Annotated in this window: 13 protein-coding genes; all 13 read left to right on the forward strand. The window is 64.7% G+C overall.

Going from position 1 to position 13,335, the window contains the following annotated elements; genetic code table 11:
* Positions 1–1,368 (forward strand): nitrogen regulation protein NR(II) (locus FMQ63_RS28710; protein ID WP_141276795.1); only part of this gene is annotated, 1,368 nt, incomplete at its 5' end.
* The gene (locus FMQ63_RS28715) at positions 1,365–2,801 is read left to right on the forward strand and encodes a sigma-54 dependent transcriptional regulator (protein ID WP_011555735.1); all 1,437 of its coding nucleotides are present in this window, start codon (positions 1,365–1,367) and stop codon (positions 2,799–2,801) included. The genes FMQ63_RS28710 and FMQ63_RS28715, both read left to right, overlap by 4 nt.
* A gap of 186 nt (positions 2,802–2,987) precedes the next feature.
* Positions 2,988–3,650, forward strand: a complete 663-nt coding sequence (pilA, locus tag FMQ63_RS28720; protein WP_011555734.1) for a type IV pilin protein PilA — start codon at positions 2,988–2,990, stop codon at positions 3,648–3,650.
* Positions 3,651–3,753: 103 nt separating this feature from the next.
* Positions 3,754–4,665: an ABC transporter gene (locus FMQ63_RS28725; protein WP_228556515.1), complete on the forward strand. Its 912-nt coding sequence runs from the start codon at positions 3,754–3,756 to the stop codon at positions 4,663–4,665.
* On the forward strand, positions 4,662–5,642 hold the full coding sequence (locus tag FMQ63_RS28730; RefSeq protein WP_011555732.1) for an ABC transporter ATP-binding protein: 981 nt from the start codon (positions 4,662–4,664) through the stop codon (positions 5,640–5,642). The genes FMQ63_RS28725 and FMQ63_RS28730 overlap by 4 nt, the downstream gene beginning before the upstream one ends.
* A complete protein-coding gene (locus tag FMQ63_RS28735; protein WP_011555731.1) occupies positions 5,642–6,409 on the forward strand; it encodes an ABC transporter permease in 768 nt (255 codons plus the stop codon). Before FMQ63_RS28730 ends, FMQ63_RS28735 begins: the two co-directional genes overlap by 1 nt.
* A gap of 23 nt (positions 6,410–6,432) precedes the next feature.
* Complete coding sequence (locus FMQ63_RS28740; RefSeq protein ID WP_011555730.1) at positions 6,433–7,440, forward strand: A24 family peptidase; 1,008 nt, start codon at positions 6,433–6,435, stop codon at positions 7,438–7,440.
* Positions 7,441–7,456: 16 nt separating this feature from the next.
* Positions 7,457–8,578, forward strand: coding sequence for a sensor histidine kinase (locus FMQ63_RS28745; RefSeq protein ID WP_011555729.1), 1,122 nt, complete (start codon positions 7,457–7,459; stop codon positions 8,576–8,578).
* A 73-nt stretch (positions 8,579–8,651) separates the two neighbouring features.
* On the forward strand, positions 8,652–10,076 hold the full coding sequence (locus FMQ63_RS28750) for a sigma-54 dependent transcriptional regulator (protein WP_011555728.1): 1,425 nt from the start codon (positions 8,652–8,654) through the stop codon (positions 10,074–10,076).
* 215 nt (positions 10,077–10,291) lie between these two features.
* Positions 10,292–11,374 (forward strand): type IV pilus assembly protein PilM, encoded by a 1,083-nt coding sequence (gene pilM, locus FMQ63_RS28755; RefSeq protein ID WP_026113789.1) that lies wholly within the window; start codon positions 10,292–10,294, stop codon positions 11,372–11,374.
* Positions 11,375–11,401: 27 nt separating this feature from the next.
* On the forward strand, positions 11,402–12,079 hold the full coding sequence (locus FMQ63_RS28760) for a PilN domain-containing protein (RefSeq protein WP_011555726.1): 678 nt from the start codon (positions 11,402–11,404) through the stop codon (positions 12,077–12,079).
* A 14-nt stretch (positions 12,080–12,093) separates the two neighbouring features.
* Positions 12,094–12,711, forward strand: coding sequence for a type 4a pilus biogenesis protein PilO (locus FMQ63_RS28765; RefSeq protein WP_011555725.1), 618 nt, complete (start codon positions 12,094–12,096; stop codon positions 12,709–12,711).
* A 43-nt stretch (positions 12,712–12,754) separates the two neighbouring features.
* Entirely contained in the window at positions 12,755–13,318 is a 564-nt protein-coding gene (locus FMQ63_RS28770) for a pilus assembly protein PilP (RefSeq protein ID WP_171452328.1), read from the forward strand.
* Positions 13,319–13,335 lie beyond the last annotated feature (17 nt).

Raw genomic sequence — 13,335 nt, forward strand, 5'->3', positions numbered from 1 at the left:
GGGCAGGGGGGGCTCGGGGACGCCTGGGTGCAGGTCGTGGGCGACGTCGTCATCGCCACCGGCCTCGTGTACCTCAGCGGTGGCTCCGACTCGCCCCTGACGTTTCTCTACAGCCTGGCCGTCATCGGCGCGTCGGTCGTCCTGGACCGCCGAGGCGCGCTCTGGGCTGCTGCTGCGTCTGCCCTGTGTTTCGGGGCCTTGGTCATGGGCTCACAACTCCTGGACGGCGCGTCTGGTGGGTTGATGCCGCCCACGCGGGTGCTCTTCGTCCTGGGCAGCAACTCCCTGGCCCTGGGCCTCATCGCTGTGCTGTCGGGCTATCTCTCACGTCAGCTCTCCGCGACAGGTGGCGCCCTGTCTGCTCGCGAGGCGGACCTCCAGCGATTGGGGCGGCTTCAACAGCAGATTCTCTCCTCCATGCCGTCGGGGCTGGCGACGTGTGATGCGCAGCGCCGCGTGACGTACGTCAATCCCGCCGGTTGCGGAATCCTCCAGGTCGACCCCACGCAGGTCGCTGGCGTCGAAGTCGAAGCGCTTCTTCCTGGCGTTTCAGTCCTGGCGCCTCGATCTCCTCGCAGTGAATTGGTGGTGGGAAAGGGCGCGAAGCGGCGCATCCTGGGGCTGTCGGTAACGCCACTGGAGGGTGAGCCCGGGGCTTTGCTCATGGTCTTCCAGGACCTCACCCAGCTCCGCCGGATGGAGGATGACCTGAAGAGGGCCGATCGGCTCGCCAGCCTGGGTGCACTCTCTGCGCAACTGGCGCACGAACTGCGCAACCCGCTGGCGTCCATGCGCGGCTCGGCGCAGTTGTTGGCGCAGGATGCACGGGATGACGTGGCCCAGAAGCTCACCAACATCTTGATGCGCGAGTCGGATCGTCTGGCACGGCTCGTCGAGGAGTTCCTGCGCTTTGCTCGTCCCCCGGTGCCCAGCTTGCGGAGGGTTCCACTTGCCTCGCTCGTGACGGAGACCATGGACATGCTCCGGGTGGATCCACTGGCACGTGACGTACGGGTCGAAGTCACCGCGCCCGAGCCTCTCCCGGTCTCGGTTGACCCGGATCAGCTGCGGCAGGTGCTCATCAACCTCGTGCGCAACGGGTTTCTGGCCGCAGGCCCGCGCGGTGAGGTGAAGGTCGCGCTGACTCGGAGCGAGAATGAGGCGAGAATCCGCATCTGGGACTCGGGGGGGAGCATCACGGAGGAGATGATGGGGCACTTGTTCGAGCCGTTCTTCACCACACGCGATGGCGGCACGGGGCTGGGGTTGTCCACCGCGCACTCCATCATCCGGGCCCACGGAGGCTCCATCCGGGTGCGCTCGAACCGTGATGAGGGGACCGAGTTCGTGGTGGGGTTGCCGCTGTGACATCCGTACAGGGAGGAGACCTGGGGTCGCGCGGCCACATCCTCGTGGTCGATGACGAGCTGTCCATGCGTGAGTACCTCGAGCTGTTGCTTCAGCGGGAGGGGTACTCGGTGACGAGCGTGGCCAGTGTGAAGGCCGCATGTGATGTGCTGGCCCTGGACGGAGTGGACCTGGTCATCTCCGACTTGAAGCTGGGCACGGGCAGTGGCCTCGACGTCCTGCGGGCGGCCCGGGCCCGGTCGGCTTCTCCCGAGGTGGTGCTCATCACTGCCTATGGCACGCCCGCGGCAGCGGTCGAAGCGATGCGGGAAGGCGCTTACGACTACATCTGCAAGCCCTTCGACAACGAGGAGTTGCGGCTCCTGGTGCAGAAGGCGCTGGAGAAGCGAACGCTCCGTCAGGAGAACAGTGGTCTCAGGGCGCGGCTATTTCCTGGCCTGGATGGCGCGGTGGGTCAGAGCGAGCGCATGCAGGCGGTCTGGGCCTTGGTGGAGAAAGTCGCTTCCGGCCGCAGCACGGTGCTGGTGACGGGGGAGAGCGGGACGGGCAAGGAACTGGTGGCGCGGGCCATCCATATGCGCGGCACTCGAGCCGCGCGTCCCTTCCTGCCCTTCAACTGCGCGGCGTTGAACGAGGGGACGCTGGAGAGCGAGCTCTTTGGGCATGTGAAGGGGGCATTCACTGGCGCGACCACCGACCGCTCTGGCCTCCTGGTGGCCGCAGGCGATGGCACCGTCATGTTGGACGAGGTCGGGGAGATGCCGCTCGCGACGCAGGTGAAGCTGCTTCGTGTGCTCCAGGAGCGGAAGGTGAAGCCGGTCGGCAGCGCCGCGGAGATTCCCTTCCAGGCGCGTGTCATCGCGGCAACGAACCGGCGGCTCGAAGCCGAAGTAAAGGCCGGACGCTTTCGTGAGGACCTCTTCTACCGGCTCAACGTCATCACGTTGGAGCTGCCTCCACTGCGCGAGCGTTCCGGCGACGTGTCGTTGCTGGCGAACTACTTCCTGTCCAGACTGTCGGAGGAGTTGGGGCGACCCGGTCTGCGTTTCTCCCCCGAGACACTGGGGCTATTGGAGCGCTATCCCTTCCCAGGCAACGTGCGGCAGCTGCAGAACATGGTGGAGCGGGCCGCGACCCTGTCGGATTCAGACCTCCTGGGGCCCTCCACGCTTCCACCCGCAGTGCGGGGCGATACAGACCCCGCCGTGCGTCCCGTGGAGGGCAGTGAGCCAGGGCTGGTGGCGGGCTTCAACCTGGAGCGGCATCTCGACGACAGCGAGCGGCGCTATCTCGTCGCGGCGATGAAGCAGGCCGGGGGCGTGAAGACCCGTGCTGCGGAGTTGCTGGGCCTTTCGTTCCGTTCATTCCGCTACCGGTTGGCCAAGCATGGGCTGACGGATGACTTGGAGCCCGGGAGCGCTTCGGATGCGTAGGCTGATCGACAGTTATCGTCAGCGTCACTGCCGAATTTTGTCAGCCCTGGACCCATCCTCGCCGAGGGGATTGTTCCAAGCCTTGAGAATTGGGGGGCTTGGAGTGCGCACCTGGGTTGGCATGCGTAGTGCTAATCCCATCCGCGGGCGCAGTGCCCCCCGTTGCAACCTTCTCTGAGGACCCCCATGCGCGTCTCGCGATTCAACCCCCGCAACCGTGGCTTCACGCTCATCGAGCTCATGATCGTGGTCGCCATCATCGGCATCCTGGCCGCCATCGCCATCCCGAACTTCATCAAGTTCCAGGCCCGCTCGAAGCAGTCCGAGGCGAAGACGAACCTCAAGGCGCTGTACACCGCGCAGAAGTCGTTCTTCTCCGAGAAGGACCGTTACTCCGACTTCGCCAACGAAATCGGCTTCGCGCCGGAGCGCGGCAACCGTTACGGCTACCGTGTGTCCGCTGCGGCGGGCGATTGCGAGGTGCGCAATGCGGCTGACCTTCCGGTGCCTGCTGCCGGCGTTCCGTGCATCTCCAACGACTCGTTCCGCTTCGGTGCCAACAGCGCCATCGACGATCCGACCCCGGTTGTCGCCCGCTTCGTGCCCCAGGGCGCTGCCGGGTGGAACACGACCCTCGGTGTGCAGCCGACCATCGCAGACTGCCCCAACTGCAACTTCTTCGCTGGTGCGCGTGGCAACGCGGACAACGAGGCGACCTTCGATGACTGGGTGATCGCCGGTTTCGAGGGCTCTGGCCAGGTGGGTCCGTGCTCCGAGGCGGGTAACGTTGCCTCCGGTACCCCCTACAACACGCGCAACGACGTCGCCTGCGACGGCGCGGCCCAGTAACTCGCATTCCTTCAGTGGAATGAGCAGTGGAGGGTCCACTGTTCTTCGGGCCGCTCTCCCCCAGGAGGGCGGCCTTTCTCAATTCTACAACCCCAGGGAACTCATGCGGAGCGTCGTGCTGTGTCTGGCTGTTTGCGCCATCGCAGTGATGGCAGAGAAGCCGGCCAAGCCATTGCGGACGAAGGATGGGCCCATCCTCCCCCGGCGAGAGTTCCTCGAAATCGTGGGGGCGGCGCAGAAGCCGCTGTTGGCCGACTTCTACTGGCTCCAGTCCATCCAGCAGGTCGGCCGTGCGAACACGGACACGGAATACCGGGACGTGTTCTTCTACGCGGATCTGGCGACGGACCTCGATCCCAAGTTCAGGTACGTCTACGAGTGGGGTGCCATCACCACCCCCGTCAACCTGGGGAGGGACGAATGGGCGAACACGGACCTGTCATCCCGGCTGCTAAGCAAGGGGCTGGTTGAGTTCCCGGACGACCGCCGGTTCCTGTTCCAACTGGCCTACAACAAGATGACGTATGACAGGGACTACAAGACAGCTGCCGACCAGCTCATGAAGTTGTCGAAGTACCCTGAGACGCCCCCCTATCTGCTGCAACTCGCCACGCGCCTCTATGCGCAGGCTGGCAGCATCGATATGGGGCTTCAACTGGCGCAGATGCTGCGTGACGGTGCGGAAGACGACGAGTCACGAGCCTTCTACGAACACCGCATCAAGGAACTACTTCGAGAGCGCTTGCTGACGCAGATCGACGAGGCTGTTGCGGCCTACCAGCGTGACCGGGGAGAACGCCCCAAGGCGGTCCCTGTCTTGGTGCGCGCGGGCTACTTGAGGGCCATGCCCATAGATCCGCTGGAGGGACAGTTCTTCATCGACAGGCAGGGGCGCGCGCGTTCCACCTCGGGAATCTACAGGTTGGAGATGTTCGACCAGAAGAAGAAGGATGAGCTGCGGGAAGACATCGCGGCGGGTGGCATTCAGTTCGACCTTCCGGAGGAGATGCCATGACAGTCGCGGGCGCGTCGGATCCGAACCTGCCAGTTTCCATCCGGGGGTTGTCCAAGACGTACAAGGTGGGCTTCTTCCTCAACAAGCAGGTCAAGGCGCTCCAGGGACTGGACCTTGAGATTGCCCCAGGCCAGGTCTACGGACTGCTGGGGCCGAACGGGGCGGGCAAGTCCACGACCATCAAGATTCTCATGGGGCTGGTGCGGGCCTCGGAGGGGCAGGCCTTGCTCTTCGGAGAGCCACCAGATCGGCCGCATGTTCGGCGGCAAGTGGGCTTCCTGCCGGAGAACCCTTCGCTTTATGAGTATCTCACCGGGCGTGAGTTCGTGACGTTGGCTGGGCGCATCTTCGGCCTGAGCGGTCATGAGTTGGACCAGCGCGTAGAGCGGGTGCTCGGCGATGTCGGGATGGGGCGAGCGTCCGATTTGCAGATCCGCCGTTACTCCAAAGGCATGGTGCAACGTACGGCGCTGGCCCAGGCGCTCATCAGTGGACCTCGCTTGCTCGTGCTGGATGAGCCCACCTCCGGTTTGGATCCGCTGGGGCGCCGACAGATGCGGGACTTGATCCTGGCCGAGCGCGCGAAGGGGACGACCATCCTCTTCTGTACGCACATCATCTCGGATGTCGAATCGCTTTGTGACCGAGTGGTGGTGCTGGTGGGGGGGAGGAGGGTCCAGGAGGGCAGCGTTCAGGACTTGGTGTCCGCGAAGGCCCCATCGGTGGAGATGGTGGTGCACGGGCTGCCGCTGGAGGTGCTCCAGTCTCTGGGATTCAGCTATGAGCACGCGCAGCAATTGGACAGTCGCGTGCTGTTGCGGATCCCGGACGCTGATTCGCATGGGCTGCTGCAGACTGTCATCAGCAAGGGCGGGCGTGTCAGCCGGGTACAGCCCGCGCGCTTCTCCTTGGAGGACCTCTTCCTGGAAGCGATGAAGCAGGCAGGTGGGCAGACCGTGGGCGGGGAGATTCAGTAATGGGGGCCTTCGCTGCCATGGCGTGGAATGGGTTCCGCGAGGCGCGTCGCAACCGGGTGACGGTGCTGGTCGCCGCGTTCGCCCTGCTACTCCTCCTGGCCACGACGCTCGTCACGGAGGTCACGGTCAGCACCTTCGACAGGGTGGTGACGGACTTCGGTCTTGGGGTGATGAGCCTGCTGCTTGTCTTCCTCTCCGTCTACCTGTCGTCCGGGCTCATCAGCCGGGAAATCGAGCGAAGGACCATCTTCTTGATGGTGTCCAAGCCGCTGTCGCGAACCCGGTTCTTGCTGGCCCGGCTCGCTGGCAACATGTTGACTCTGGGCGTGTTGCTGGTCGCGATGACGCTGCTGTTCTGGGTGCAGCTCGCCCTTCACCGCTCACCCATCACCCAGCCGCAGCTGGCCGCGCTCGGAGGGCTCTACCTGGAGTTGTTCGTCCTCACCAGCGCCGGGTTCCTGATGTCCACTTTCGCCAGCCAGCTTGTCTCCGCGCTGGTGACAACGGGGTTGTACTTCGCGGGTCACCTCTGCTCGGACATCTACAACCTGGGGGCCGCGTCGAAGGTGGAGCTCATCCAATGGGTCAGCAAGGCCACCTACTACGCCCTGCCCAACCTGGAGCGACTGAACTTCCGGCCGCGCGCGACCTATGGCATCGAGGTGACGGCGGTGGAGCTGGGCTCGGCCACGCTCTACGCGCTGGGGTGGGGAGCACTTTTCTGCGTGCTGGCTGCGATTGTGTTCGAGCGGCGCGACTTCCGCTGAAGCTCGGGTAGGATGCGTCCCCTGTGACGCATTCTTCCCTGCCGGGATACTTCGGGCCCCTGTTCGCCGTGTTCCTGTTCGTGCTCGGCTTGTGCGTGGGCAGCTTTCTCAACGTCGTCATCGCGCGGGTTCCGCTGGACCAGAGCATCGTGCGACCACGCTCGCGATGCCCTCGGTGCGGGCACGTCCTGGCGTGGTACGAGAACATCCCGTTGCTGTCCTGGCTTGCGCTTCGGGCGCGCTGCCGGGGCTGCGGCGTGCCCATCTCCGTGCGTTACCCGTTGGTGGAACTCCTGACAGGGCTCCTGTTCTTCGCGTGCCTGCGCCGTTTTGGCTGGACGTACGAATTGGTGCCGGCGCTGGTGCTCGTATCCTTGCTGGTGCCGCTCGCCTTCATTGACCTGGACCATTGGATTCTGCCGCTGTCCATGACGGTGCCGGGAATGCTGGCGGGGATTGCCCTGGCGTTCCCCCTGGGGATGGACGCCTTCCGTGATGCGCTGATGGGTGCGGCAGTGGGCTTCCTGTCCTTCCGGATGATGGAGTACGTCGGATGGAAGGTGTTCCAGCGAGAGGCGCTGGGCGCGGGGGACAAGTACCTCGTTGCCATGCTCGGAGCCTTCCTGACGTGGCGCGCGCTGCTGGGCGTCCTGTTGTTCGCGTCCATGCAGGGGGCCGTGGTGGGCATCCTGATGCTTCTGGCGACAGGGCGCGCTGGACCTCGCACGGAGAACACCCAGGATGAGCCGGCGGGGGATGCGCCCCCGCTCACGATGACCTGGGAGTTCACGCAGCCGGGCCTCCCGCTCTGGAAGCGGTTGCTGTTGGTTCCGGTGTGCCTGCTGGTCCAGCCCATCCCTGATGCGCCCTTGGACGAAGAGGGTGAGGAAGAAGAATGGGTCCCGGAGCGCACCAGCATTCCCTTTGGACCTTGGCTGGCGCTCGCGGGGCTGGAGCTCCTCTTGCTGGGGCCGTGGCTTTCCCGGGTGCTGCCTGCGGATATCGCCATGATGTTGGGCGGCCTGCCATGAGTGGGGCGGGGATGCGATGAAGTGGCGGATCGCCAGCGTTGCGTTCCTGCTGGGGGCTCTGTCGTCGGGGCTCACCTGGTTGTCCGTACAACCGGTACTCCTCCGGCTGTTGGACGCGCTCCGCCGCTGGGTCCCCGAAGGAAGCGCGGAAGAAGCGACGCTGGCTCGTGTGCAAGGCCTCCTACCCTGGGTGTTGGGGCTCGACCTGGTCGCGTTGACGGTCCTCACCTACGTGGTGCTGGACCTGATGGTGGGACGCCCGCTGCGCCGCACCGAGGCGGTGGTCGAGCAGTTCGGTCGGTTGGACTGGGAGGCGCATCTGGTTCCGACCCAGGGAGGAACGCTGGTGTCTCGTATCCAGCGCGCCTTGCAGCGGATGGCGGAGGCGCTCCGCGAAGAACAGGCGCTCACTCGCGCGCAAATGGCGTCTTTGCGCGCGTCGCATGCCCAACTGGCTCGCACGCAGACAGAGTTGGTTGCTTCGGAGCGCATGGCCACAGTCGGACGGCTGGCCGCGGGCGTCGCCCACGAAGTAGGCAACCCGCTGGCGGGAATCCTTGGCTACGTGGCACTGGCGCGTGTCAAGGCGGACACGCCGGAACTGAAGGACTTCCTGGAGCGTATCGACCACGAAGTGCAGCGCATCGACCGCATCATCCGGGGCTTGCTTGACCTGGGACGCCCCGGTGTCACGTCGCTAGGGCCGGTAGAGGTAGGCCCGGTGGTAGAGACGTGTGTGCGCCTGGTTCGTGCCTCCCCTGAGTTGTCGGGCGTGACGGTGACGCTCGACCTGGAGCCTGGAGCGCTTGCACGCACGGACGCAGGCCCGCTTTCGCAGATTGTCATCAACTTGCTGCTCAACGCCGCCCAGGCCATGGGGGGGCAGGGACGTGTGCGGGTTGCCACGCGGCAGGCGGCGGGTGAAGTTCGTTTGCTCGTGGAGGATGACGGGACGGGCATCCCCGAGGACGTCATGCCGCGCCTGTTCGAGCCCTTCTTCACGACCAAAGGACGTGAGGGGACGGGATTGGGACTGGCGGTGTCGCAGCGCCTGGCGCAGGTCATGGGCGGCAGGCTCGAGGCAGAGAACATCCCCAGTGGTGGAGCCCGTTTCACCGTGTGCTTGCCCGTACCCTGAGGAAAATGCTTGCGTCTTCGGGACAGGAGCTATCGGCCCTGTCGCGGGTAGGCGATGATGCGCGGAGACGGCCATGCCCCTGTTCCGCACCATTCTCGTTGCCGATGATGAGCCCTCCATCCGGCACATCCTCACGTTGGTGCTCACCGGCCACGGTTACGACGTGCGCGCGGTGGCCGATGGCGAGGACGCGCTGAAGGAACTCGCCGCGCGTGACTACGACGTGCTGTTGTGCGACGTGCGCATGCCGAAGAAGGATGGCCTCGTCGTCCTGCGTGAGGCCCTGGCTTCGCACCCCGCGCTGACGGCAGTAGTGATGAGCGCCTACGGCTCGCAGGAACAGGCGCTCCAAGCCGTCGCCGCGGGCGCGTTCGACTACGTCCAGAAGCCATTCAAACCGGACGAAATCGTCTTCGTCCTCCGAAAGGCGGAGGAGCGGGAGCGGCTGGTTCGCGAGAACCGGCGGCTGAAGCAGGCCAGCCTGCCTTCAACGCCCGGGGGGCACATCCTCGGAGAGAGCCCGGCGCTGCATGCGTTGCTGCGCCAGGTCGCGCGGCTCGCGCCGGTGGACACCACCGTGCTCATCAGTGGCGAGAGCGGCACCGGGAAGGAGCTCATCGCGCGGGAGCTTCATGTTCGCAGTCCCCGCGCGCCCATGTCTTTCGTCGCGGTCAACTGTGGTGCCATTCCCTCCGGCCTCATCGAGAGTGAGCTGTTTGGCCACGCGAAGGGCGCCTTCACGGACGCACGCACCGCCAAGAGAGGCCTCTTCGCGGAGGCCGATGGGGGCACCCTCTTCCTGGATGAGGTGGGGGAGCTTCCCTTGGCCGCCCAGGTGAAGCTGCTGCGTGTCCTCCAGGAGGGAGAAATCCGGCCGGTAGGGGAGAATCGCGTCGAGAAGGTCAACGTGCGCGTGGTGGCAGCCACCTTGCGCGACCTGTCTCGCCTGGTCGCGAAGGGGGATTTTCGTGAGGACCTGTACTACCGCCTCAACGTGGTGAACCTCCGCGTCCCTCCCCTGCGGGAGCGCCGTGAGGACGTGCCACTGCTGGCGCGAGCCTTCATCGCTCGGTTCAACCGCGAGCTGAACCGAGAGCCTCCCGTCGCCGGGCTCACCGCAGAGGCCGAGGCGCTCCTGAAGTCCTACGCATGGCCTGGAAACGTCCGTGAGTTGGAAAACGCCATGGAGCGTGCCGTGTTGTTGGCGGACGAGCCGCACATCCTTCCTGCGAACCTGCCCGAAAGGCTGTGGGCCGCGTCCCCACCTGGCCCTCATGGCGAGAAGCCACATGGAGATCCGGTGCTACAGGGTGGTGGTGACCTGTCGCTCAAGCGAGCCATCCGGGAGCTGGAAGAGTCCTACATCCGAGCCGCCTTGCGAAAGACGAAGGGCAACCGCACCCGGGCTGCGGAGTTGCTGGACATCAGTCACCGGGCGCTCCTCTACAAAATCAAGGAGTACGGCATCGATCCGGACGCCGAGGCGGAGCGCGGGTGACGTGCGGGGCCGGTCCAGGAACCGGACTGCCGGCTGGCATTTGACGGAACGCGCCGGAGGCCGGAAAATCGGGCCTCCGCGACGGTGTTGAGGGGCCCGGCGCAGTTGGGGTGGTGCGAGGCTCCCGTCCGTCCGGAGGGCAGGCGGGCTCCAGGCACTTTTTAGGAGGGGTTGACGGCCAGTGCTACGCTGGCTGCCTCTCGACGGAGTCACGCATGGCGAAGGGCAAACTGGTACTCGGCCTGGATATCGGATCGACGTCCATCAAGATGATTCTCCTCAAGGAGCAGCGCAAGCGCGGCGAGGTCATCTATGCGCTGCAGAGCTTCGGGATGAAGCCGCTGCCTCCGGAGGCCATCGTCGACGGCGCGCTGATGAACTCCACGGCCATTGTCCAGGCCGTGCAGGACCTGATGTCCGAGCTGAAGGTGAAGGGCAAGGACGTGGCCATCGGCGTGTCCGGCCACTCGGTCATCATCAAGAAGATTCAGATGCCTCGCATGTCCCAGGATGAGCTCGAGGAGAGCATCCAGTGGGAGGCGGAGCAGTACATCCCGTTCGATGTGAAGGACGTCAACATCGACACGCAGATCCTCGACGGCGGCGGCAACGACGCCACGGGACAGATGGACGTGCTGCTGGTCGCGGCCAAGAAGGACATGATCAACGACTACACCACGGTGGTCTCCGAGGCGGGCCTGGCCCCGGTGGTGGTGGACGTGGATGCCTTCGCCGTCCAGAACATGTTCTCCGTCAACTATGACGTGCCGGAGCGCGAGACGGTGGTGCTCATCAACGCGGGCGCCTCGGTGGTGAACATCAACATCATCTCCAACGGCGCGACGGTGTTCACGCGCGACGTCACCATCGGCGGCAACCAGTTCACCGAGGAGATCCAGAAGCAGCTGAACGTCTCCTACGAGGAGGCCGAGGCGCTGAAGATCGGTGGCAACGGCGCTGACGCGGACGCGGTGGTACCGCAGGACGTGGAGCGGGTGCTCTCCAGCGTCGCCGAACAGGTCGCGGGCGAAATCCAGCGCTCGCTGGACTTCTACGCGGGTACCGCGGCCGACTCGAACTTCAGCAAGGTCTACCTGTCGGGCGGCACGGCGAAGATTCCCGCGCTGTTCAAGACCATCGAAGCGCGCACGGGTGTACCGGTGGAGATCCTCAACCCCTTCCGCAAGATCGAAGTGGATAACCGGAAGTTCGACCCCGCGTTCGTCATGGACGTGGCGCCCATGGCGGCGGTGGCCGTGGGACTGGCGCTGCGGCGCCCGGGCGACAAGCTGGCCTGACCGGACCACCCTCTGGAGACGACGCACATGATGATTCGCATCAACCTGCTGCCCGTCCGGGCGGTGAAGAAGCGTGAGATGGGCCGGCAGGTGCTGGTCCTCTTCGCGGTGGTCCTGATTGGCGCTGGCGTTGCCAACTACCTCTGGTACGACGACCGACAGAGCGAGCTTGAGGCGCACCAAGCGGGCGTCGCTTCAACCAAGGCGAGGATTGCCGAGCTGGAGAAGATCATCGGCGAGGTCAAGAACATCAACACCCGGAAGGCCGAAGTGGAGAAGAAGCTGGCCGTCTTGGATGCGCTGCGCAAGGGCCGTAGCGGGCCTGTTCGCATGATGGACGCACTCGCGTCTGCGACACCCAAGAAGGTGTGGGTGAAGACGTTCTCGGAGAACAACAACGCGGTCTCCATTGATGGCTCGGCCGTCAGTCATGACGAAGTCGCCGAGTTCATGCGCGGGCTCAACGGTGTGGTGTGGACACCCAAGGGCATGGGGCGCCTGGTGGACCGTCGCCGGGACAGCAAGACAGCACGAGTCGAGATGCTCACCTCGGATGCCACGATCGAAGAGTTCCCGGAGGCGCAGGTGTCCCCGTTCTTCAAGAACATCGATCTGCAGACTGCCAAGCAGGTTGGCGGTGCGCAGGTCGGGGTCCCGATCCTGGTCGAGTTCAAGATCACGATGACTTCCAACTACGCCATCTGACAAGGCTGCCCGTCATGGACAAGTACCTGGATCAATTCGTCAAGGCGCCGCCAGCCATCAAATTCGGGGGCCTGGCGTTCGTCGTCGGTGCCCTCACGGCCGCCAACTTCTTCATGGTCATCCAGCCCACGGAGGAAGAAATCGGTTGGGCGGTGGCCGAGCGCCGCAAGCTGGACCTGGAACTGGCGGACAAGAGTGAGATTGCTCAGAACCTGAATGAGCGTCGGCGCGAGATGGACGTGCTGGAGCAGAAGCTCTCGGAGGCGCTCACGGAACTTCCGGAGCAGCGTGACATCGAGGAGCTGCTCGCGCAGATCAACGACATCGGGAAGAAGAGCGGTCTGGAACTCTCCAGCGTGACCCCTGGCAAGGAGTCTGTCGGGGGAGGGGAGTTCTTCGCACGCATCCCCATCAAGATGACGGTGAGCGGCAACTACCACGAGATTGCGCTCTTCCTTCAGGAGATGGCCAACATGCGCCGCATCGTCAACGTCAACAACATCAAGTTCGACTCGGCCAAACTCAAGAACGAGAAGGTCGTCTTGCAGAGCGAGTTCCAGGCCACGACGTTCCGGTTCGTCGAACAGAAGGCCGCTGCGTCGACCGCGGGCAACTCGAACTCGAAGAAATAGAAACTTGATCCGCTCAAGAAGTAGGGCGACAAGGGGAGTGAGGATGAAGACGTTCAAGGCCACCATGACCACCGCGATGCTCGCACTGGTGCTTGCTGCGTGCGAGGAGCCGCCGGCTCCTGCGCCCCCGCCTGCAAAGCCCAAGGCTGCGGCGGCAGTCCCTGTGAAGGCGGCCCCCACCGAGACTGGTGCGCAGGCGGCGCCCTCCTACAGCTATGTGTACAACCCGGTGGGGAAGCGCGACCCTTTCCGGAGTCCGATCGACGAGCTGGGGCCGGTGAACGCCAACCCCGTGGCAGCCTGCAACGAGCCCCTCTGCTCGTTCGACTTGGATCAGCTGAAGCTCGTTGCCGTGGTGACAGGGGATGCAAGCCCCGTCGCGATGGTCGAAGACCCGGCCGGACGTGGGCACATCGTGCGTCGCAACACTCGCATGGGACGTCAGGGCGGCAAGGTCACTCAGATTCTTCGTGACTCGGTGACGGTGACAGAGGTGTTCTCCGGCAACGGAGAGATCATCAAGAATCCGGTGACACTGCAGTTGAAGCCTGATGCGAAGCAGGACCCCGCCTACAACATGATGACGGGCAGGAACTACGGAGAGTAGCGCCCTCCAAGGCGCTC

Origin of the sequence: Myxococcus sp. CA005 (genome assembly GCF_006518205.1) — a bacterium.
GTDB classification, from domain to species: Bacteria; Myxococcota; Myxococcia; order Myxococcales; family Myxococcaceae; genus Myxococcus; species Myxococcus xanthus.